Genomic DNA, 20802 nt, shown 5'->3' with positions numbered 1-20802 from the left:
TCAGCCGGACAGACCGCTGACGGTCGTCTTCGGTCAGCGCCTCACGCCTCGTGATCGAGCAGCCAGCGCTTGATCGGCAGACCCCAGCGGAAGCCGCCCAGCGCGCCACCGATGCGGTAGATGCGGTGGCACGGAACGAACAGGGCCGCCGCATTGCGCGCGCACGCGTTGGCCGCGGCACGGGTAGCGTCGGGACGACCGGAGATGGCGGCGTACTCGGTGTAGGTGATCGGTGCGCCCGCAGGGACCTTCCGCAGTACTTCCCAAGCGTGCATGAGGAATTCGCCGGACTGCTGGCGAACAGGCACGCTGTCGATCGCGGTGAGGTCGCCATCGTGATACGCGGTGATGATTCGGGTGAGCTCGCCGAGCGAATCCCGTTGGCGCAGTTCGGCCGGACGCAACGTCGGATGGATCACTGGACGGAGGTCGTCTGTGTCGGCGGTCCAACCGGCACCCAGCACGGCACCGTCGGCATCGACGACCGCGGTGAACGGACCGATCGGCGTATCGGCGGTCGCGAAATCCGCAGTGGCGATACCGATATGACGTTTGGCCGGGCGAACAACGGTGGTGGCGTTCATGCTTCGGCGCTCGCTTTCGAGGAGGCGGACTTGGCCGCGGCGGACTTGGATCGGTCGGCGCGATCGGTCAGCGCCGCTTTCCACAGGTGCATGGACAGATACGAGCGCCACGGCGCCCAACGTGCGGTGTCGGCGAGGTCGATGCCGAGCACCGCGGCACCCTGGCGGACAACCAGATCGGTGTTCAGCAACACGTCCGGGTCGGCGAGTAGACGCATGGTCACGTAGTCGGCCGTCCACGGGCCGACCCCGTCCAACGCGAGCAGATCGCGACGTAGATCGGCGGCGGTACGTCCCTGATGCAACGCCAGCTCCCCGCTGGCCAGCGCCTCGGCCGCGCCGATGATCGAGCGAATCCGCCGCGTCGGACCGGTGAGCACCTCGGCACCGCGTTCGGCGATCACCGCCGGAGTGGGGAACAGCAGTGGTATCGGCCCGTCGACCTGATCACCGAGCGCATCGACCAGCCGTGCGGTGTGCGTCGCCGCCGCCGACACCGAGATCTGCTGCCCGATCATGGTGCGCAGCAACAGTTCCGGCCCGTCCAGGCAACCCGGAACTCGAATACCGGGGGAGAAGAACGGCTTTCGTCCATCGCAGGGATCTAGCTCCGCGTCCGGTGGTGATCCGGCGCCCGCGTCCGGCAATCGAGTGGTGTCCGGGTCGGTCAGCTCCGGCGTCGAAACCCGCTGTCCCGGAGCGACACCCAGCGCCTCGTCGATGCCTATTGGGTCGGCGTCGAGGTCGAGCAGATGCCGCAGTCGCGCGACGGTCGGTGCCAGGTCCCGCATGTCGTGCAGGGCCAGTTCGGCCCGCACGTGGTCGCGCTGGAAGCTGAGCCGGGTCGTCGCGTGGCCGTGCGGGGTGCGCACGTTTCGGGTGTACGCGCGGTTCTCCCACAGCTCCATGCCGGGCGCCACGTGCGAGGAGAGGAACCATTCCAGCCAGGCCCGATCCAGCGGCTCACGGTAGGGCAGCCGCAGGCTGAGCGAGCCGTTGACGGCGGGCACTGGGCGCCCGTTCGAGGTGGACTTCGCCCGGTGCGCCTCGGTCCGCATGGTGGTCGGGCTGACCGCGAACACCTCGCGCACCGTGTCGTTGAACTGACGGATGCTGGCGAACCCGGCCGCAAAGGCGATGTCCGACATGGGCATTGCCGTCGTCTGGATCAGTAGTCGCGCGGTATGTGCCCGGTGCGCGCGAGCCAGCGCCAGCGGACCCGCGCCGAGTTCGGTGGTCAGCACGCGGGTCAACTGCCGCTGCGAATAGCCGAGTGTGGCGGCCAGTGCAGGCACGCCGCCGCGTTCGATCACCCCGTCGCCGATCAACCGCATCGCCCGAGCGGCCAGGTCGGCGCGGGTGTTCCAGAGCGGTGATCCGGGGGCCGCGTCGGGCAGGCAGCGGCGGCAGGCGCGATAGCCCGCCTGCTGCGCCGCCGCGGCGGTCGGCAGGAACGACACGTTGGCCCGTTTCGGCGTGATCGCCGGACACGAAGGGCGACAATAGATTCCGGTGGTCCGCACCGCGGTGAAGAACTGCCCGTCGAAGCGGGAGTCCCTGGTCGAAACCGCTCGGTAGCACCGTTCGAAATCCAACGCCGTGATCGTCACGCCAACCACAATGTCAGGTAAGGACATACTCCGCTAGCGGGAATCTGCCATCACCCCTCGTGCGTGCGCGCTCCCCAACCCGGCGGCTGCCGAGCCGAGCAGTAAACGCGCAGATCAACCCGGCTTCGGCCGACGGAGCGTCGCCCTCATCGCGTCGCCCCGCCGTGCCTCAGCAGCAGCGATTCGTCGGGTTGTGGTCCGCGTCCGCGTGCCGGGTGCGCCAGTACTCGCGTTCCGACGGCACCGCGCAGCCGGGATGGTTGCGCGCCAGATGGTCCACATACCGCTGATAGTCCTGGCCGCCGAGGATCGAGTTGAACCACCAGCCGACCGTGCGAACCGCTGTCGCACAGGAACTTCGGGCGGCACGCAGGCCCCGCATGGCAGTCGACCGACTGCCGTGCGGGGCGACATGCACGGTCAATGCGTCGCTTTCACTTGCGCGGCGCCCGGCGCTCGGACCTTCCCGGTCGCGATCAAGGCGTCCCATTCCCGTTGCACCTCCTTCTCCTCTGCGGTCGCGAGGAAGGACTTCGGCGCGAAGATCTTCGACGGTTCGTCCTCCGATTCGCTGCTCGGGCCGCCACCCGCTCGCCAGGCCCGCACACACACCACGAGGCCGACTATCGCCACGATCAGCACGAGTACCGCGAAGATGATCGACAGGCTGCCCTGGATGAAGGTGTTACGGACCACCTTCTCCATATCGTCCGCCGTCTTGGCCGGTGCCAGCACCTTCCCGGCGTCGAGCGCAGCGCTGTAGTTACTGTGCTGCTTCCAGTAACCGATGCCCGGGTCGGCGGAGAAGATCTTCTGCCAGGACGCTGTCATCGTCACCGTCAGATCCCAGATGAGCGGGAGTGCCGGAATCCAGGCCCACTTGATCAGGCCTTTCTTGATCACGATGGTCAGCACCACGGTGAGCGCGATCGCGGCGAGCAACTGGTTGGAGATGCCGAACAGCGGATACAGCGTGTAGATGCCGCCGAGCGGATCGGTGACACCCATCAGCAGGACCGAGCCCCACGCGGCGACCACGATCGCCGAGCAGAGCCAGGCACCGGGCCGCCAGGACGGATCCTTGAACTTCTTGGCCGGGCCGCCGAGGTTGCCCAGCGAGTCCGACAGCATGAAGCGCGCGACACGAGTACCGGCGTCGATCGTGGTGAGGATGAACAGCGCCTCGAACATGATCGCGAAGTGGTACCAGAACGCCTTGAGGCCGGTGCCGCCGAGGAACTTGTGCAGCACCTCGGACATGCCGACGGCGAGCGTCGGCGCGCCACCGGTCCGCGAGACGATGCTGGTCTCGCCGACGTCCTTGGCCGCCTGGTTCAGCTCGGCGGCGGTGATCGGATTGCCGCTCAGCCCAAGGCTATTGGTGTAGGTCGCCGCCTTCTCCGCGGTGCCACCGGTCAGACCCGCGCTCGCGTTCATCGCGAAGTACAGGTGCTGGTCGATGATGCTCGCGGTGATGATCGCCATCACGGCGACGAACGACTCCATCAGCATGCCCGCGTAGCCGATCATCCTGGCCTGCGACTGCTTCTCCAGCAGCTTCGGCGTGGTGCCGGAGGAGACCAGCGAGTGGAATCCGGAGAGCGCGCCGCAGGCGATGGTGATGAACAGGAACGGGAACAGGCTGCCCGCGAACGCCGGGCCCTTGCCGGAACTCGCGAAGTCCGAGACGGCGGGCGCCTTCAGCACCGGCATGGTGATCAGCACGCCGACGGCGAGCAGCACGATGGTGCCGATCTTCATGAAGGTGGACAGGTAGTCACGCGGCGCGAGCAGCAGCCACACCGGCAGCACCGAGGCGACGAAGCCGTAACCGATGAGGAACCACGCGATGGTGGTGCCCGACAGCGTGAACCAGTCCTGGCCCCAACCGGATCCGGCGACCCAGTTGCCGGAGATGATCGCGAGCAGCAGCAGCGCGAACCCGATGAGGGAGACTTCGCCGACCTTGCCCGGCCGGAAGAAACGCAGGTACACGCCCATGAACAGGGCGATCGGGATGGTCATCGAGATGGAGAAGACGCCCCACGGGCTGCCGCCCTGCAGGGTGCCGTCCTTGCCGGGTGTCGCGGCCAGCGCGTTCACCACGACGATGCCGAGCACCGCGAGCAGGATCATCATGATCACCAGCACGGCGATGATCGCGGCCACGCCGCCGACCGCGCCGAGCTCGTCGCGGGCCATCTGCCCGAGGCTGCGGCCGCGGCGGCGGGTCGAGGCCCACAGCACCAGGTAGTCCTGCACCGCGCCGGCGAAGACGACGCCGATCACGATCCAGATGGTGCCGGGCAGGTAACCCATTTGCGCGGCGAGGACGGGACCGACCAGCGGGCCGGCGCCGGCGATGGCGGCGAAGTGGTGCCCGAACAGCACCCGCCGGTCCATCGGCATGTAGTCCTTGCCGTTTTCCAGGATCTCGGCGGGCGTGGCCTGGTCGTCCCGCGGTTTGACGATCTTGTACTCGATGAGCCTGGAATAGAACTGGTAGGCCAGTACATAGGTGGCCACGGCCGCGACCACGATCCAGACCGCGTTGACCGACTCGCCGCGGGAGATGGCCAGGACCGCCCAGGCGATGGCACCCACTACGGCTATTGCGGCGAAAATACCCTTCTTAACAGGGGTGATAGGCGAACGGTCCACGACACCCACGGGAGGTAGGTCGGGATCTGTCCGGAGGTATTCGATGGTCGCCATGCGAACTACTCTCCCGTGAAATCGAGCTGGCTGAAACGATGTCAACGTAGCTGAACCGAGGCGTGAATGAGCCAGACTTAGCCAAGTCTGAACATTGCGATACGGATCGAGATCGCCGCGAGGACTCGTACTGTGCGTTCCTACGAGCGGGGCTCGATCCGCCAGCGCTGCGCGAGTATGGGTGGCCCGCGGGGCGTCAGCTGCCCGGTCGACCGTTGTTCGCGGTCGCCGGTGTTCGCCGGTGTGCGTGGGCGTGTTCCCTCGCCCGGCGATGTTGCCATCCGTATGCTGCCATGCTGGCTCTGGCATCCGCCGATCGGTCCTACACACCGACGTTTCTCATGCCGAGTTTCACGTATCCACCCCGTCAGCCGTCGTGGAGGAGCTCGTGTCACCGGTTCGTCGTCGCACCCTGCTCAGCTCGGCGCTGGCTGCGCCGCTGCTCGGCGCGACCGGATGCGGATCCGCCGACGACGCGCTGACGTTCTTCTTCCAGGCCAGGCCGGAAGAGGCGCGGATGCGGTTGACGATCATCGACGAATTCCAGAAGCGGCACCCGGACATCAGGATTCGCACCATCATGTCCGGTCCCGATCCGCAGCAGCAGCTGCTCACCTACTGCGCGGGCGGCAAGTGTCCGGACGTCATCATGGCCTGGGAGCTGCTCTACTCCGGGCTCGCCGAGCGCGGTGTGCTGCTCGATCTGCGCACGCTGCTGGATCGGGAGCCCGAGTACGCGGAGATGTTGCGACGGGATAGTTATCCGGCGTTGTACGACACCTTCACCTATGCGGGCGGGCAGTACGCGCTGCCCGAGCAGTGGTCCGGGGTGTTCCTCTATTACAACCGGGACCTGTTCGCCGCGGCCGGGCTGACGCCGCCCGCCCGCTGGCGGGACGCCTGGTCGTTCGACGAATTCCTGTACGCCGCACGGACACTCACCCGGAACCGGCAATGGGGCTTCGCCGATGCCTGGGTGCCGTACTACTCGGCGGCCTGCTTCGGGATGAACAACGGCGCGGAGTGGTTCACGCCGTCGGTGGCGCCGACCAAGGCCAACCTCGGTGATCCGCGGTTCGCCGCCGGGTTCCAGTTCTATGCCGATCTCGCATTGCGGCATGGAGTTGCGCCGAAAGTTGCCGACCAGCTGTCGATTTCGGCGGCGGACCTGTTCCGCGCGGGTCGGGCGGCGATGGTGCTCGGCGGGCACTGGCTGTACTCCGAATTCGCGGGGCAGGAAGGGCTTTCGATCGATGTCACCGTGTTGCCGGTCGGGCCGCACGGCGGTCCCGGGGCGATCACCGATGTCGGCAGTACCGGGTTGTCCATCGCGGCGGACAGTCCGCGTATCGAACAAGCTTGGGAATTCGTCAAATTCGCGACCGGACCGGTGGGGCAGTCCATCATCGCCGCCTCCGGGTTGTTCGTGCCGGTGCTGAAATCCGCGATGGGCTCGCCCGGTTTCGCTGCCGCACACCGGGATATCCGCAACATCACGGTCTTCACCGAGGGCCCGGACAACTCCCGCCCCTTGCCCGTGACCCCCGCCTGGGGCAAGGTCTCCGCACTGATGGAACGCGGCGCCAACCGCGTCCTCCGCGGCGCCGCCCCCGCCACCTCCCTCGACGGCCAATTCACCGCAGACCTCGACGCCCTCTTGGAGTCACCGTGAGTGGCACATGGCTGCGGCGAATCGCGAGAACGACTCACCATGGTGTGCCACTCACGGGGCAGCTGGCGCGTAAGCGGGAGCGGGCGGGGTGGGTGTTCGTGGCGCCGAATGTGGCGGCGGTGGCGGTGTTCCTGTTGTTTCCGTTGGGGTTTTCGCTGTATCTGAGTTTGCACTCGTGGGACTTGTTCCGGCCGATGCGGTATGTGGGGCTGGACAACTATGTGCGGTTGTTCGGGTCGGATCCGTTGTTCCTCATCGCGTTACGCAACAGTGCGGTGTTCACCGTGCTCACGCTGGTGCCCACGGTGCTGATCGGGTTGGGGATCGCGGCGGCGTTGAATCGGAAGTCGGCGGGTATCGGGCTCTTTCGGACGTTGGCGTTCCTGCCGCTGGTGGCTTCGACCGTCGCGATGGCGGTGGTGTGGCGGTTCATCTTCACCGAGGACGGGATGCTCAACATCGGGCTCGGCTGGGTGGGTATCGGCCCGGTGCCGTGGTTGACCGATCCGGACCTGGCGTTGGTCGCGCTGAGTGTTGTCACCGTGTGGAAGAGCGTGCCGTTCGCGACGGTCATTCTGCTTGCCGCGATGCAGGGGGTGCCGGAGCCGCTCTACGAGGCGGCGAAGATCGACGGAGCCGGTGCGCTGCGGCGGTTTTCGGCGATCACGCTACCGCTGATCCGTGGGCCGCTGTCGTTCGTCTTCGTGATCACCGTCATCAATTCGGTGCAGGCGTTCGATCAGGTGTATGCGTTGACCGGGAGCAATGGGGGACCGGAGACGGGGACGTATCTGCTGGGAATCATGTTGTTCCAGAACGCTTTCGGATTCTACGAGGTGGGGTATGCGTCGGCGTTGGCGTGGGTGATCTTCGCGATTCTGCTGGTGCTCACGTTGTTGCAGTTGCGGTTTGCGCGGCGGGAGGCGATGGAGCTGTGAACACGGCGCGTGGCCGAGCGATCCTGCGCGGGGTTGCGATTTACGCAGTGCTGATCGGCATCGCCTGGTGTGCGCTGGCACCGATTCTGTGGGCGTTGTCCGGGTCGTTGAAGGGGGAGGGGGAGATCGCCGAGGGGAACCTGCTCCCGGCGAGCCCACAGTGGTCCAACTACGGAAAGGTGTTCGAGCTGCTGCCGCTCGGGCGGATGCTGCTCAACACCGCGGTGTATGCGGTGTGCGTCACCGCGGGGCAGGTGTTCTTCTGCTCACTGGCGGGGTATGCGTTCGCGCGCTTGCGGTTTCGCGGACGTGAGGTGCTGTTCGTCGCGTACTTGGGCACGCTCATGGTGCCGCTGACCGTCACGGTGATCCCGCAGTTTCTGCTGATGCGGGCGTTCGGCTGGGTGGACACGCCGTGGGCGATGATCGTGCCCGGTCTGTTCGGCAGCGCCTTCGGCACCTATCTGATGCGCCAGTTCTTCCGCACCCTGCCAACGGAATTGGAGGAGGCAGCAATCCTCGACGGCTGCTCCACCTGGCAGGTCTATTGGCGAGTGCTGTTGCCGCACACCCGACCCGCCCTGATGGTGCTCGGTGTGCTCACCTGGATCACCGTGTGGAACGACTTCCTGTGGCCGTTGGTCATGATTCAACGCAACGAGATCGCCACCGTCACACTGGGATTGGTGCGTCTTCAGGGGCAGTACTACACCCAGTGGCCGATACTTATGGCCGCCTCGATGGTCATTCTGTTGCCGTTGCTCGTGGTGTACGCGATCGCCCAACGTGCGTTCATTCGCGGCATGGCCATGTCCGGCCTCGGCGGTCGCTGAACGTTGGCGGCCCAACGGCGTTGGGTGCCGTCGGGCCGTAGACCCCAGGTGAACTTATGCAGTGCTCCCGTCGACCTACTCGCCCCAGTAGGTGCCGAAGCTCCAGAGGTTGCCCTCGGGATCGCGGACGGTGAAGCCGCGCGAGCCGTAGTCCTCGTCGCGCAGACCGCGCAGCACCTCGGCCCCGGCGGCAGTCGCGCGCTCGAACAGGGCGTCCGGGTCGTCGCAGACCACGTAGGTCGAGTCGTTGCCGGGGACACGCTTGCCGAACACGCTCTCGTCCTTGCACGCGGAGCCGAACATCACGCCACCGCCGAGCGGCCAGCGCAGTTCGGCGTGCTCGACGATCGATGGGTCGTCTTCGCGGGTGTACATCGCGGTCTCCTGGAAGCCGAACGCTTCGACCAGAAACTTGGACATGGCCCTGGCATCGCGGAAGGTCAGCGTGGGCCAGACGGCGGTGCGGGTGGTGATGTCGGTGGGTGTTGGATTCGTCATGCGTTCAGCGTTGCTCGACGGACCCGTCGGTGTCTTGGACGGATGGAATCTCCTCGCTCAGCCAGACCGTCGGGCTGGTCCCGGCCAGTTCGGCGAAGTCGCGATTCAGGTGGGCCTGGTCGTAGTAGCCGCAGCTGGCCGCCACCTGCGCGATGGTGATGAACGATGGGGTGCGCTCGAGCATCCGGCGCGCCCGTTCGAAGCGGGTGATCCGGGCCGCGAGCTTCGGGCTCAGGCCGAACTCGTTGCCGAACCGGCGGGCGAGGTGCTGTCTGCTCCAGCCGATGTCCTCGACCAGTGAGCTGACCGACCGGGTACCACCGGAGTCGACGAGCGCACGCCAGGCCCAGGTGAGCTCGGGTGCGACCACGCGATCGGGGTAGGCCATCTTGGTCAGGATCCGGTCGACGGTGGCAAAGCGTTCCGGCCAGCTCAGCGGTTCCTGCAATCGTTCCCACAGCTCGCGCCCCATCGGGCCGACCACGTCCGCGAATTCCACCGACGTGTCCCACAGCGCCGCGGCGGGCACGCCGAACAGCGCTCGGCTGCCGAGCGGGGTCAGCGCGACCGAGACACCCTCCTGGTGACCGGTATGCGAGATCAGTGCCGTGCTCGCCTGCAACCCGCTCACCGAACAGCGGTAGTCCTGCGGGGATTGGCTCGGATCCGTCTGTGCGACAACGTCGATGGTCGGACCGATGCTGATGATGAACGTCATGTGCGCCGAAGGCAGGCCGCGATGCAGCCCCGCCGGATACCCCGTCATGCGGTAGCCGACGTAATGATCGATGAACGGCGCGAGCATGGGCGCCGGCCGCGCCGTCACCACCTCGGTGCTCGGCTCCATGCAGGTCACGCTACGCCGCCCAGCGGCGTCCGCAAGGGCGGTGAGATGGAGCACTCGGGCCGGTAATTCGGTATGAGCACACACCGGGCTCTGGTTACCGTGTCGTCTTTCCCATGTTTTCTGGAGGTGTGATGCGGCGGGTCCAATACGAGCGCAGCGGTGGTCCTGAGGTGCTCGAGGTCGTGTCGGTCGAGGTGCCGACGCCGGGGCCCGGGGAACTCCTGGTTCGGGTCGAGGCGATCGGGGTGACGCTGCCGACGGTGCGGAAGGTGCGCGAGCAGCGGGAGCCGATCGCGCTGGGTGGCGAGGTCGCGGGCGAGGTGGTCGCGGTCGGGGACGGTGTCAGCGGATATGCGCCGGGATATCGGGTGACCGGGCTGGTGTTCGGGCACGGGTATACCGACTACGCGCTGCTCTCGGTGGCTATGGCGTCGCCGATTCCGGATGGGGCGTCGGCCGTGGATGCGGTTGCGCTGGTGCGCAGTGGTTTGGTCGCGCTCGGTGCGCTCGAGGCGGCGAACCCTCGCGAGGGCGAGGCGGCGCTCGTCACGGCGGCGGCCAGTGGGGTCGGGCATCTCGCGGTGCAGCTGGCGCGGGTGCGTGGCGCTGCGCGGGTGGTCGGTGCGGTCTCGGACCAGACCAAGGCGGAGTTCGTGCGCGGGCTCGGTGCCGACGAGGTGATCGAGTACGGGCAGGCGTCGTGGGGTGAGCCCGTCGACTACGCGCTGGACGCGGTCGGTGGCGATCTGCTCGTACCTGCGCTCGCCGCCGTCGGCCCCGGCGGACGGCTGGTCTACTACAGCTCCGGCGGCGGCACCATCCAGGCGTACGACCTGCTCGTCGGCGCCAAGTCGGTGATCGGATTCCAGGTCGCCCGCATCGCCAAGGGACAGCCGGACCTGTTCTACCAGTGGCGTCAGGAGCTGTGGCAGTACGTCGCGTCCGATCAGCTTCGGCCCGTGGTGCACGCGGAATTCGCGCTCGACGACGCCGCCGAGGCGCACGCGGTGATCGAAGACCGCGGCAATCTCGGCAAGGTCGTGCTTATCCCCTGATCACGGCTAAGGCAGGCGCGGGTGGGAGCACCGCGCCTGCCGCGTAGACTCTCGTTCTCGTGAGCGAGCGAGCGAGCGAACCATCTAATACAGCGTCCGAGACGTACGAGACTGCCGAGCGAAGCGAGGCAGTCTCGTGAGTCTCACCCTCGGAATCGTCGGCCTGCCCAACGTCGGAAAGTCGACGCTTTTCAACGCGTTGACCAAGAACGACGTGCTGGCGGCGAACTACCCGTTCGCGACCATCGAGCCGAATGTCGGCGTGGTCCCGCTGCCCGATCCGCGGTTGAACAAGCTCGCGGAGATCTTCGGTTCGGCGAAGATCCTGCCCGCCGTGGTGTCCTTCGTGGATATCGCGGGCATCGTCAAGGGTGCGTCCGAGGGTGCCGGTCTCGGCAACAAGTTCCTCGCCAACATTCGCGAAGCCGACGCCATCTGCCAGGTTGTCCGTGTCTTCGCCGACGATGACGTGGTGCACGTCGACGGCCGCGTCGACCCGCTCGCCGATATCGAGGTGATCGAGACCGAGCTGATCATCGCCGACATGCAGACCCTCGAGAAGGCGATCCCGCGGCTGGAAAAAGAAGCCAGGATCAAGAAGGACCGTAAGCCCCTGCTCGACGCGGCCGTCGCCGCCAACGCGGTCCTCGACAGCGGCCAGACCCTCTACTCCGCGCGCACCAAGCTGGACGGCGAACTGCTGAAAGAGCTTTCGCTGCTCACCACCAAGCCCTTCCTCTACGTCTTCAACGCCGACGAGTCCGTCCTCACCGATGACGCGAAGATCGCCGAACTGAAAGCCGCCGTCGCCCCCGCCGACGCCGTCTTCCTCGACGCCAAGGTCGAAGCCGAACTCCTCGAACTCGACGACGAATCCGCCCTCGAACTCCTCGAATCCATCGGCCAAACCGAACCCGGCCTGAACGCCCTGGCCCGCACAGGTTTCCACACCCTCGGCCTACAGACCTACCTCACCGCAGGCCCCAAAGAATCCCGCGCCTGGACAATCCACCAGGGCGACACCGCCCCCAAAGCCGCAGGCGTAATCCACACCGACTTCGAACGCGGCTTCATCAAAGCCGAAATCGTAGCCTTCGACGACCTCATAGCACACGGCTCCATGGCCGCCGCCAAAGCCGCAGGCAAGGTCCGCATGGAAGGCAAGGACTACGTAATGGCCGACGGCGACGTAGTCGAGTTCCGCTTCAACGTGTAGCTTTCGTCGTCGGCTCGGCGACTACACCGCGGCGGCGCCAACTGCGGTATCCGCGATGAGCGGCGAAGGCGCCGATGATGGCGATTACGCACCATATCGCGATTGCGGTGTAGGCCAATGGGGCTGACAGGTCACCGATGGATGCGCCGAGTGCGGTGTAGACGAATGCGCGTGGTGCGGATCCGATGAACGCGCCGGTGGCCATCTGCCACAACGGAACTCCGAGCGCGCCGAACAGGTAGGACGCCAGTGCATCCGGGGCGCCCGGGACGAAGCGCTGTCCGACTACGGCCCAGAGGCCGCGTCGTTCGATCTGTGCGTCGAGGCGTTCGGTCCGTTCGGCACCGAGCAGCCCGCGTGCACTTTCGCGGCCCGCCCGCCGCCCCAGGAAGCTGGAAATCGTTGCTGTTCCAACGGTCGCACCCAGCGTCACGAATGTTCCAACCAGTGGCCCGAACAGCAGACCACTCCCAGCGGCCAGAATCGGACCCGGAACAAGGATGGCGCCGAGGAGCGCCGACACCATCGCGTAGACCAACGGCGCGGCCGGGCCCGTCGCCGCGATCATGCCGCGCACGCCATCGATATCGACAACCCGCGCCACGACAACGAGATAAAACATCCCGAGCAGGAACCCGACACACACCGCGAGCCGCACGCCGTGCCGCCACCGGCTGGTCTGCGAGGAATCGTGGTCACTCATGGTGCGCCCAACCCTGCCCCATGCCGACCGCAGTCGCGACTTGAGCCCAGGAACCGTGGAGTTCAGACTTAATTCGGCTCTGTGGTGACGTCGAATTCCGCTTCAGCGTGTGGGCGGATCGTCCAGCTGATCGAGGGTGACCTCGAACTCGGTCTGGCCGGTTTCCGACTCCAAGTCCCATGGTCGCTCAGTGGTAATGGTCAGTGCCGTGCGGCCGTCCGGTAGAACCCTTGTGCTGAGGATCTCGCAGGCCAGCAGCACGCGCACCGGATAGGCCGTTTCCGGACCCAGGCTCGAGTCCGGGGTGAAGATCGGCTCCTTGTCGATGAACAAGTGTTCGCCACCGTGCATATCGGTCATCTTGACCTCTACCAAGCCGGGCTGCGGGTCGTCGTCAACCCACCGAAGTGCCTGGCACCACACGTTTTTCACGTGACCAGCATGTCATGGGGCTGCCCATCCGTGGTGGATCACCTCGCTGAGGCGGGGGAGGGCGGTGCGTTTCCAGCCTCGTTCCATGGCGTTGCGGAGCATCTTTTGGCGACGGTCTTTGGTGTCGAAACCTGTTTGGGTTAGTAGGAGGCGGGTGCCGTGGCCTTGGGGTTGTAGGTTCCAGTCGACGATCCAGCGGGTGGGGTGGTCGGAGTGGGGGTATAGCCAGGTGTAGGTCAGTTGCTTGTATGGGTGGGCTGTCAGTACTTCGCAGGTGACCTCGTTGATTGGTGCGGCTGGGGTGGTGAATTGGAAGTGGGTGCCGGGTGTGGGGGTGAATCCGGTTGGGCGGAAGAGCCATTGTTCGAGTAGGTCGGGGTCTGTCAGGGCGCGCCAGATGGTGGTCGGGGGTTGTGGGAAGAAGGTGCCGAGTTCGATTGCGGCGGGGTTCAATTGGGGATCAGCAATCACTGAGGTAGCACCTCTTCAAGCGCTGGTCGCTGAGGGGGTCTTGGTTCAATTCCCTTGGCCTTCCTTGAATTTCGCCTCTAGTTCTGCGGCGAGCTGGGGTTGGTCGGCCTCTATCTTCTGGACGTAGGCGACGGCGTCGCCTACTGTTCTCAGGCTCGACATGTCCTCGTCGGGGATCTTGACTTCGTATTTGTCTTCTAGTTGCACGGCGATTTCGACCAGGGATAGTGAGTCGATGTCCAGGTCTTCGACGAAGGCTTTCTCGATCGTCACCTCGGCTGACTCGATGCCGGTCACTTCCTCGACGATCTCCGCGATGCCTGCGACGATTTCTTCCTGCGTGGTAGCCACGAATTGCCTTTCCTCGATGCGGTTTACGTATCTGCGGTACGCCCCTCGCCCGCTTCGGCGCCGGGCGGGGTCGAACGGCAGTGCCAGTACGCTAGGAGCTCCACCGGGGTGGAGGTTCAACTAGTTGTGACGGACGACATACAGGCGAGCGCGCTGGTGAGCATCGGGGAGTTGGCGCGCAGTACCGGGCTTGCGGTGCGCACGATCCGGTTCTATTGCGATGAGGGCATTCTGGAACCTCGTCGCAGCCCGGGCGGGCATCGGATGTTCGACGCCGATAGCGCCACGGATCGATTGCTGCTGGTCCGGCGGTTGCGCGCGCTTGGGCTCGGGCTGGGCTCGATCACCGATGTGCTGCACGGCGAGCGGTCGATCGACGAGGTCATCGCCGCCGAAAGTGCTCGGCTCGATAGCGAATTCAGGTCGCTGGCGTGGCGGCGGGCGTCAGTGCTGGCAGTGGAGACGGCTGCTCCGACGGAGCGGATCGAGCGGCTCGCGTTGCTGGCCGCCGCGCAGGACAGTGGTGCGGTACATGATTGCCTCGTGCGGTTCTGGCAGCGCATTCTCGCACCGATTCCGCGGTGCAATGTCGACAGTTGGGTGTGCTGGAATGTCCCGGAGCCGCCAGCTGATCCGTCCGTCGACGAGGTTGTCGCGTACGCCGAGCTGGCCGCTCTTGTCGCCGACCCGGAAACAAGCGCTGCTGTGCGACAGCAACTCTGGCGGCAACGGCCGGAGTTGATTCGCGACCGTCAAGGGCTGTACGTCGACGTGGGCGACGTAATGGTGGATGTGGTGGCACTTATGTCGGCAGGCGTGCGGCCGCGCGGTGGCAGTGAACTCGATCGTTTCGTCAAAGCCCATGCCAGCGCGCGCGGGGAACGCGATTCTCCGCGCTTCCGCAAGCGATTACTGATCGGTGCAACCGACACCGACCACCGGATTGATCGTTACTGGGCACTGACCGAGCAGCTACTCGGAGCCCGCATTACTGTCGGGCCGGCCCATAACTGGCTGTACGAAGCGTTAGCCCAGTCCACCGACTCTGCCGGTGCATAAGTGCGGCGGGCCTAGTCCATGCGTTCGACAAACTGAGCGCGCGACGGGCCTGGGGCGAAGGGGTCGCCGAAGTACTGGGTCTCGCGGACTGCTTCTGCATCCTCGAATTCCATGATGCTGACGACGTAAAACGGTTGGTCGTCGTATGTAAGGACGAGTTCGCTGATCCAGAGGTCTCCGCCGCCGAGTATGCGTCGCACGGTGAAGCGTTTCGCGTTCGGCTGTGCTTCGCGCGAGGCCTGAATGTTTTGTCGGCCGCGGATACGTTCGCCTGATTGCGGATATTCGAGAACTGCGTCAGCCCGGTAGATTTCGTGTTCGGTCGCAAAGTCGTTGGCGTCCGACGCGGCCCAGTGGCGTTGTAGCGCTGAACGCACGTCGTCGTCAGGCATGGCAGACCTTCCTTCATGGTGTGGGTGCACGCCGCAGCGTACACATTGCAGCACGCCATCAAGATGAGGCCGACGGCCTGAGATTTCGCTCACGGGATCGACTGGCGCCACGGCAATCTCGGCCTTTGACGACGAGCGGCCGCCCCTCATTCTGAGGTCTTGACCTGGATTGCCTGAGTTGCTGTTTTGTCCTGAATGAGGCAATCGCCCGAAAGTTTCTGCCGCCGTGTACTTTTACGTTCGGATCGGGGTGCTGCTTCGGCAGCTGGAGGAGATATGAGGATAGATATGTGGGTTGGTAGTCGGCTGCGTGCAGTACTAGGGGTGCTGCTGGCCGCAGTGGCGCTGGTGTTGGTGGTAGCGGGGTGTGGGACTAAAGAGTCGGACTCCCGTGCGCCTGCATCGAGCACGGTGACTAGGACTTCGATCCCTGTGGCACCGACGAGTACGAGTGTGGCGCAGAGAAATCCGGGGCCACAGGTTCAGGAACGATCGCGACCGGGAGTTGGTGACCAGGGACAGCCCGCGGCTCGGCAACCGGACACGACGGCGCCTGCGCCCGGTGGGACCGATAACTGCGGTGTGGTCTTTTGTGGGGACCCGAACGCTCCGCAGCCGGGTGGGACCGATAACTGCGGTGTGATCGTCTGTGGTGAGACCCCGCGGCCCGGTGGTACCGACAACTGCAACGACAACTGCGGTGTCATCTGCACGGAGCGGTTCGATTACACGGGTGATCCGCGGACACCCGCGGAGATCAACGCCCTCGGTGAGTGGAACAGGAAGTGCCCCGAGCCGATTCGGCCGACGGTCACCGCGTCTCCCACTACCACCGCGTCTCCCACCGCGCAGCCGACCGTGAACACTTCTGCGGCGACCACTTCGCCGCCCGCGCCGACGGTCACCACACCAGCGAAGTAAGCGGCGCGGCGTTCTGGCACCGAGCAGGGGTTGTCCGGCGGAGTAAAATGCGACCTGCCGGACAAACCCTGCGAGGTGGCCGTGGATCGTGAGCAACTGCTCAACACCATCCTGACTGTCGACCCTCAGCCGGGCGATCTCGTCTACGTCGAGCGGCGCGGGAATTCGTACGCGTATCACGGTGGGGGCGAGGGTCCCGCTGGCCAGGAGCCGGCCGATACGTGGATCTATTACTGCTGGCAGCGTGCGGTCGGTGATCGGGTGGCCGCTCGGGAGATGCTCGACGATCTACTGGCGGAGATGGAGTCGATGATCGGTAGCGGTGCGGACCGCTGTCGGTGGCCGCTAAATGAGCCTTGGCCTCGGACACATTGAGGCGCAGTGGAATACCGGGTCAGTGCCGCAGATCGGGCCGCATTCAAGCGGTGCCGTCGGCAGTGGGATTTCAGCGCCACCGCGCGTCGCTGCCTGAGTCCGGTTCGGCAAACAACGTACGACCTGGATCGGGCGGTGCGCGACGCCCTCGCCGTCTACTACTTCCCCGGGATGTGGGATTGGGATGCGGGCATCGTGTTGCCGCTGGTGAGCAAGGCCCTGGACAATTCGCTCGGCCGACAGCGCGCGGAAATCGGCGGCGACCCGGCCGACTGGCAGACGGCAGTCGATCGAACCCATCTGCTGCTGGAGCGCTACTTCACCTGGGCGCCGACCGTCGACCGCTTCTCGCCGATTCGGGTGGAGACCGACTTCGACGCGATCGTGCCCGACCCGAACGATCCTGAACGTGGGCTGGCCGGTCCCGACGGCGGCGGAATCCACTACACCGGCCGGATCGACCTGCTGGCCATCGATGAGTACGACCGCTATTGGGTCGTCCGCCACCGGCTGATCGATGAGCCGTTCCCGTCAACGGAACAGCTTGTGCTGGATGAGGATTCGGTAGCGGCATGTTGGGCGTGGGAACGTTTCTACGACGGTATGGAGGTCGCCGGAACGATCTATAACGAGCTCGCGGTACAGGACGACGAGCGTTCGCCGCGAAACCCGAGCAAGTCCGAACGCCGCCGCGGCGGTATACCCCAGCATGAACCCAGCGGTGGCGGCCGCGGCGTCTCGTCACCTCGACGCATCTACGTGAAGGGCCGACCGGCGGAGACCACCGACCGGATCACCCAGATCGAAGGAAACGGACTCCGCCGCACCACGATCAGACGCAACCCCGCCGAGATCCACACGGCCGGTGCCCAATTGGCCGCAGAGATCCTGGACATGGTCCGCCCCGACATCCGCGTCTATCCGAATCCCGCACCGGCGCAATGCTCGACCTGTGCATTCGTAGCGCCGTGCCTGGCCGTGCATGAGGACCGAGAGGTCGAACAAATCCTCGCGGCCGACTACCACCACCGCCCAGCTATCGCGATCGAACGTGGCCGACTCGGCGGAACTCCGTTCGGAGTCGGCCGCGGGTGGGTCCCCGGCAGAGGCGGTTGAGCACCGCGATTTGACATCAACCTTTGTTGATGTTTGATGCTTGCGCTCATCACCCGCAGGCATCGAAAGGAGTTGTCATGACGGAGAATCCGGTCAAGGTCGCTGTGATCGTGGGAAGCACCCGGGCGGGTCGGTTCGCCCCGACGGTGGCCAAATGGTTCGTCGAACACGCCGAGCAGCGTGCCGACATCGCGATCGATCTCATCGATCTCGCGGAAGACCAACTGCCCGCACATATGTCGAACGAACCGGAGCCCGACGGCGCGCGGGCGCTACAGTCCGTCGGTGCGCGACTGACTGCGGCCGACGGGTTCGTAGTGGTGACACCCGAGTACAACCACAGCTATCCGGCACCCCTCAAGAACACGATCGATTGGCACTTCACCGAGTGGCAGGCCAAGCCGATCGGATTCGTCTCTTACGGAGGTGTTTCCGGGCGTCTGCGGGCGGTGGAGCACCTGCGCCAGGTGTTCGCCGAACTGCACGCTGTCACCGTGCGTGACACGGTGAGCTTCCACGGAGCCGGTCAACTCTTCGACGCGACAGGCAAGCTGACTGATCCGTCAGCCCCCGTGGCGGCCGCCGACCAGCTGCTCAACCAGCTCGTCTGGTGGGGATCCGCCCTTCGTTCGGCCCGCGCCGATCGCCCATACGTGGCCTGATATCAAGACCCGCAGCACAATTGGCTAGTGGCCGGCCAAAGTTCCGGGCAGAGGTTCGCCGCAGTTGTTCGGGGTTGGGGTATTGGTGAGGTGGTCGGCGAACCATTGGATGACGCGGGGCGCGACAGCTTCGTCGTTCTGGTTGTCATGGCCGACACCGGGATTCCACTGAGTTGTCACCGGAGTGCCCGCAGCGCAGTAGCGATCCACAAGGGCGGCAGTGAATTTCGGTGGGACGAGTTTGTCCTCCAGGCCCTGGGCCAGATAGATCGGGATGCCCGGCGGCATGTCCGGGGCGCGATTCTCCTCGAAGGCTCGGCGCCAGGCGGGATCGGCGAGCGGGTCACCTTTGAAGTAGTCACCCATGCCCGGGACGGCGGTGATTCGAGCGAACAATGCGGCGAAAGGTATTGCGGAGCAACCGGCCCCGGCCATTTCCTGATTGCGCAGGGCGGCTTGCGGTGTGAGGAGAGCGTTGGGGTCGAGTTGGGGGTAGACCTTGGCGTATGCAGTGGTGAGGAACGGGGTGACGGCCCAGCCGTTGAGGAGTTGGGGCGGGTCCTCGCGGAGGATGCCCGCGACGTCGGAGGCCGGGGCGGTGGCGGCGTCGGCGACGAGGTGCAGTTCGGGCGCGTAGGTGGGTGACTGGGCGGCAGCCGCCAGTGAGATGAGACCGCCCTGGGAGATGCCGTAGATCAGCATGTCGGTGCCCGCGCCGGTGCCGGGCAGATTGCGGGCGGCGCGGGCGGCGTTCACGGTGTCGCGGCCCTGGTCACCGGCGACGAGGTAGTGCTCGCCGTCGCCGGTGCCCGCGGCACCCGCATAGTCGCTGGCGGCGACCACCCAGCCGCGGCCGAGCGCGTCGTTCAGCCAGGGCATGGACGCGGCGACGCCGGATTGCCTGCTCGGCGCGCATTCGGCGCCCAGGCTCACGGTGCCGTGCGCGAAGTTCAGGATGGGGCGGTTGGTGCCCTCGGAGAGTGGCGTCCAGATCATCCCGGACGACACCGCGGGGGTGCCGTTCCGGTCTTCGGACCAATAGAGGATGCGCTGGCCGTGGCCGTGCACGCCGGGCAGTGACATGGGCGCAGAACGGATGACAGTTCCCGGCGGTCCAGGTGAAATGCCCTGCGGCACTTCGTAGAAGGCGGCCAGTCGGGTTTGCTCCGCGTCCTGCCGGGCAGCTTGCGTGACGATAGTCCCGTACCAGCCGACCGTCACGGCGAGCACAATCAGCTGCACGGTCGCCGCCGCCGGTCGCCACCAGCGCAAAGTGCTCGCGCGGGGCAGGGGAGCGGTCAGCCGGAGACCGCGGACCACCATCGCCACGCCGGTGATCAACAGCGTGATGATGGTCCACGCGGTGAAATCTAGGCCGGTGCGGAAGGGCAGCGTCGCGAGGATCACGCCGGCGAGCACCTGCCAGCCCGCGAGTGCGGCGGATGCGACAACGACATCGTCGCGCCGTGCCCCGGCCAGCAGCCCGCAGATTCCGAGTGCGATCCAGCACGTTCCCACCCACACCAGCGACGTCGAAACGGTCATCGTCAGCCCGGCGATGCCGAGGGCACCGAAGGCTGCCGCAAGCACTGCCTCGACGCCCAGCAACCGCCGAGCACGCGCGAGTGGAGCGGAGCCTTGACTCGACAGCTGATCGGGCTCTGACGCCGATGAGTCACCGGTTCGCGCCAACCACCACCGAGCGGCGGCCGACGCACCCAACACCAGCATCGCGACCGCGACGACAACGCGTCCCTCGATCAGCGAGACGCCGAAGGGCGAGTACAACAACACACCCGCCACGATCACCGCGAGCCCAGGCAGCCACCACGCGATTCCACGTGCGTCCCAGGTCCGGCCCGTATTACCGCTCACCAGCAGCCTCCGTCCTTCGGTTACGCGGCAACAGCTCGATGCCGATAACTCTACGGACGGCTAACGATCGATCTATGTGATCTTCGTCGGCCCGCGGTACCGGCTCAGCGGTTCCGCCACCGCCGTCGCGCCCACTTCCGGGCCGTCGGGCTGACGGCGAGAACCGGGAGAAACAGTACGAATCCGACCAAAACGACCGGAATCATCAGGTAGATGAGCAACTCGCCGAGCACTTGAACGACGGTGGGAATCGCGAACGGCACTGCCAGCACCGCCAGAGCAATCGCCAACGGATACGCCCCACCCGAGGCCGCGGCGATCGCGGCAAACGCGAACCCCGCCGCGAGGACGAGTCCGATCAACGCGACGAGATAGTTGTCCCACCATGCGTGTTGTTTCGTGTGAATCGAAGCGCCTCCCAAGACGTCGGGTCCGACCCAGCCGCAGAGCCTAGTCCCCCGACACCCCGGGGACCCA

At 65.8% G+C, this 20802-nt stretch carries 23 protein-coding genes; 9 read left to right on the top strand and 14 right to left on the bottom strand.

Annotated features, from left to right (window positions below; translation table 11 throughout):
• Nucleotides 1–41 precede the first annotated feature (41 nt).
• From ACQPW1_RS42570 to ACQPW1_RS42555, 4 genes are all read right to left on the bottom strand, one after another.
• The gene (locus ACQPW1_RS42570) at nt 42–584 is read right to left on the bottom strand and encodes a methylated-DNA--[protein]-cysteine S-methyltransferase (protein WP_433658980.1); all 543 of its coding nucleotides are present in this window, start codon (nt 582–584) and stop codon (nt 42–44) included.
• Entirely contained in the window at nt 581–2221 is a 1641-nt protein-coding gene (locus ACQPW1_RS42565; protein ID WP_433658979.1) for a DNA-3-methyladenine glycosylase 2 family protein, read from the bottom strand. Before ACQPW1_RS42565 ends, ACQPW1_RS42570 begins: the two co-directional genes overlap by 4 nt.
• A 142-nt stretch (nt 2222–2363) precedes the next feature.
• Nucleotides 2364–2576 carry a YbdD/YjiX family protein gene (locus tag ACQPW1_RS42560; RefSeq protein WP_433665496.1) on the bottom strand — a complete coding sequence of 71 codons (213 nt, stop codon included), beginning with the start codon at nt 2574–2576 and terminating at the stop codon, nt 2364–2366.
• 38 nt (nt 2577–2614) lie between these two features.
• A complete protein-coding gene (locus ACQPW1_RS42555) occupies nt 2615–4909 on the bottom strand; it encodes a carbon starvation CstA family protein (protein ID WP_433658977.1) in 2295 nt (764 codons plus the stop codon).
• Nucleotides 4910–5297: 388 nt separating this feature from the next.
• On the opposite strand from ACQPW1_RS42555, the gene ACQPW1_RS42550 reads away from it, so the two are divergent.
• The 3 genes from ACQPW1_RS42550 (at nt 5298) to ACQPW1_RS42540 (ending at nt 8352) form a co-directional block, all read left to right on the top strand.
• On the top strand, nt 5298–6581 hold the full coding sequence (locus ACQPW1_RS42550) for an ABC transporter substrate-binding protein (RefSeq protein ID WP_433658975.1): 1284 nt from the start codon (nt 5298–5300) through the stop codon (nt 6579–6581).
• A 62-nt stretch (nt 6582–6643) separates the two neighbouring features.
• Nucleotides 6644–7519 carry a carbohydrate ABC transporter permease gene (locus ACQPW1_RS42545; protein ID WP_433665495.1) on the top strand — a complete coding sequence of 292 codons (876 nt, stop codon included), beginning with the start codon at nt 6644–6646 and terminating at the stop codon, nt 7517–7519.
• A complete protein-coding gene (locus tag ACQPW1_RS42540; protein WP_433658973.1) occupies nt 7516–8352 on the top strand; it encodes a carbohydrate ABC transporter permease in 837 nt (278 codons plus the stop codon). The genes ACQPW1_RS42545 and ACQPW1_RS42540 overlap by 4 nt, the downstream gene beginning before the upstream one ends.
• A 75-nt stretch (nt 8353–8427) precedes the next feature.
• On the opposite strand, the gene ACQPW1_RS42535 is transcribed toward ACQPW1_RS42540, so the two are convergent.
• Nucleotides 8428–8850 carry a VOC family protein gene (locus ACQPW1_RS42535; protein ID WP_433658972.1) on the bottom strand — a complete coding sequence of 141 codons (423 nt, stop codon included), beginning with the start codon at nt 8848–8850 and terminating at the stop codon, nt 8428–8430.
• 4 nt (nt 8851–8854) lie between these two features.
• The gene (locus tag ACQPW1_RS42530; protein ID WP_433658970.1) at nt 8855–9697 is read right to left on the bottom strand and encodes a helix-turn-helix domain-containing protein; all 843 of its coding nucleotides are present in this window, start codon (nt 9695–9697) and stop codon (nt 8855–8857) included.
• A 131-nt stretch (nt 9698–9828) separates the two neighbouring features.
• Between ACQPW1_RS42530 and ACQPW1_RS42525 the strand changes: the two genes are divergently transcribed.
• Nucleotides 9829–10752: a quinone oxidoreductase family protein gene (locus ACQPW1_RS42525; protein WP_433658968.1), complete on the top strand. Its 924-nt coding sequence runs from the start codon at nt 9829–9831 to the stop codon at nt 10750–10752.
• Nucleotides 10753–10888: 136 nt separating this feature from the next.
• Nucleotides 10889–11968, top strand: coding sequence for a redox-regulated ATPase YchF (gene ychF / locus ACQPW1_RS42520; RefSeq protein WP_433658966.1), 1080 nt, complete (start codon nt 10889–10891; stop codon nt 11966–11968).
• Here the strand turns inward: ychF and ACQPW1_RS42515 are convergent.
• From ACQPW1_RS42515 to acpM, 4 genes are all read right to left on the bottom strand, one after another.
• On the bottom strand, nt 11958–12671 hold the full coding sequence (locus ACQPW1_RS42515; protein WP_433658964.1) for a TVP38/TMEM64 family protein: 714 nt from the start codon (nt 12669–12671) through the stop codon (nt 11958–11960). The two genes, ychF and ACQPW1_RS42515, sit on opposite strands and share 11 nt — an antisense overlap.
• A gap of 102 nt (nt 12672–12773) precedes the next feature.
• Entirely contained in the window at nt 12774–13103 is a 330-nt protein-coding gene (locus tag ACQPW1_RS42510; RefSeq protein WP_433658962.1) for a hypothetical protein, read from the bottom strand.
• A gap of 12 nt (nt 13104–13115) precedes the next feature.
• A complete protein-coding gene (locus ACQPW1_RS42505; RefSeq protein ID WP_433658960.1) occupies nt 13116–13574 on the bottom strand; it encodes an SRPBCC family protein in 459 nt (152 codons plus the stop codon).
• Nucleotides 13575–13619: 45 nt separating this feature from the next.
• Entirely contained in the window at nt 13620–13925 is a 306-nt protein-coding gene (acpM, locus tag ACQPW1_RS42500; protein WP_433658958.1) for a meromycolate extension acyl carrier protein AcpM, read from the bottom strand.
• Between the two features lie 126 nt (nt 13926–14051).
• Between acpM and ACQPW1_RS42495 the strand changes: the two genes are divergently transcribed.
• Nucleotides 14052–14984 (top strand): MerR family transcriptional regulator, encoded by a 933-nt coding sequence (locus tag ACQPW1_RS42495; protein WP_433658956.1) that lies wholly within the window; start codon nt 14052–14054, stop codon nt 14982–14984.
• 11 nt (nt 14985–14995) lie between these two features.
• Here ACQPW1_RS42495 and ACQPW1_RS42490 read toward each other — a convergent pair whose 3' ends face one another.
• Nucleotides 14996–15376 (bottom strand): nuclear transport factor 2 family protein, encoded by a 381-nt coding sequence (locus ACQPW1_RS42490; protein ID WP_433658954.1) that lies wholly within the window; start codon nt 15374–15376, stop codon nt 14996–14998.
• Between the two features lie 725 nt (nt 15377–16101).
• A complete protein-coding gene (locus ACQPW1_RS42485) occupies nt 16102–16317 on the bottom strand; it encodes a hypothetical protein (protein ID WP_433658952.1) in 216 nt (71 codons plus the stop codon).
• Between the two features lie 61 nt (nt 16318–16378).
• Here ACQPW1_RS42485 and ACQPW1_RS42480 point away from each other — a divergent pair, with 61 nt between their 5' ends.
• The 3 genes from ACQPW1_RS42480 (at nt 16379) to ACQPW1_RS42470 (ending at nt 18450) form a co-directional block, all read left to right on the top strand.
• The gene (locus tag ACQPW1_RS42480; protein ID WP_433658950.1) at nt 16379–16672 is read left to right on the top strand and encodes a hypothetical protein; all 294 of its coding nucleotides are present in this window, start codon (nt 16379–16381) and stop codon (nt 16670–16672) included.
• A 6-nt stretch (nt 16673–16678) separates the two neighbouring features.
• Nucleotides 16679–17788 carry a hypothetical protein gene (locus ACQPW1_RS42475; protein WP_433658948.1) on the top strand — a complete coding sequence of 370 codons (1110 nt, stop codon included), beginning with the start codon at nt 16679–16681 and terminating at the stop codon, nt 17786–17788.
• Nucleotides 17789–17865: 77 nt separating this feature from the next.
• Nucleotides 17866–18450 (top strand): NADPH-dependent FMN reductase, encoded by a 585-nt coding sequence (locus ACQPW1_RS42470; protein WP_433658946.1) that lies wholly within the window; start codon nt 17866–17868, stop codon nt 18448–18450.
• Between the two features lie 24 nt (nt 18451–18474).
• On the opposite strand, the gene ACQPW1_RS42465 is transcribed toward ACQPW1_RS42470, so the two are convergent.
• Nucleotides 18475–20325, bottom strand: coding sequence for a lipase family protein (locus ACQPW1_RS42465; RefSeq protein WP_433658944.1), 1851 nt, complete (start codon nt 20323–20325; stop codon nt 18475–18477).
• Between the two features lie 104 nt (nt 20326–20429).
• Nucleotides 20430–20747 carry a hypothetical protein gene (locus tag ACQPW1_RS42460; protein WP_433658943.1) on the bottom strand — a complete coding sequence of 106 codons (318 nt, stop codon included), beginning with the start codon at nt 20745–20747 and terminating at the stop codon, nt 20430–20432.
• Nucleotides 20748–20802: the final 55 nt, after the last annotated feature.

It is taken from the genome of Nocardia sp. CA-128927 (assembly GCF_050955855.1).
GTDB lineage: Bacteria > Actinomycetota > Actinomycetes > Mycobacteriales > Mycobacteriaceae > Nocardia.
This window is presented reverse-complemented; position numbering and strand designations above follow the sequence as displayed.

Bases quoted from the DNA above. Each gene is read 5' to 3' on its own strand.
- ACQPW1_RS42570 (WP_433658980.1), bottom strand. From the start codon at position 584: ATGAACGCCACCACCGTTGTTCGCCCGGCCAAACGTCATATCGGTATC.
- ACQPW1_RS42565 (WP_433658979.1), bottom strand. From the start codon at position 2,221: ATGTCCTTACCTGACATTGTGGTTGGCGTGACGATCACGGCGTTGGAT.
- ACQPW1_RS42560 (WP_433665496.1), bottom strand. From the start codon at position 2,576: ATGCGGGGCCTGCGTGCCGCCCGAAGTTCCTGTGCGACAGCGGTTCGC.
- ACQPW1_RS42555 (WP_433658977.1), bottom strand. From the start codon at position 4,909: ATGGCGACCATCGAATACCTCCGGACAGATCCCGACCTACCTCCCGTG.
- ACQPW1_RS42535 (WP_433658972.1), bottom strand. From the start codon at position 8,850: ATGACGAATCCAACACCCACCGACATCACCACCCGCACCGCCGTCTGG.
- ACQPW1_RS42530 (WP_433658970.1), bottom strand. From the start codon at position 9,697: ATGGAGCCGAGCACCGAGGTGGTGACGGCGCGGCCGGCGCCCATGCTC.
- ACQPW1_RS42525 (WP_433658968.1), top strand. From the start codon at position 9,829: ATGCGGCGGGTCCAATACGAGCGCAGCGGTGGTCCTGAGGTGCTCGAG.
- ACQPW1_RS42515 (WP_433658964.1), bottom strand. From the start codon at position 12,671: ATGAGTGACCACGATTCCTCGCAGACCAGCCGGTGGCGGCACGGCGTG.
- ACQPW1_RS42490 (WP_433658954.1), bottom strand. From the start codon at position 15,376: ATGCCTGACGACGACGTGCGTTCAGCGCTACAACGCCACTGGGCCGCG.
- ACQPW1_RS42470 (WP_433658946.1), top strand. From the start codon at position 17,866: ATGACGGAGAATCCGGTCAAGGTCGCTGTGATCGTGGGAAGCACCCGG.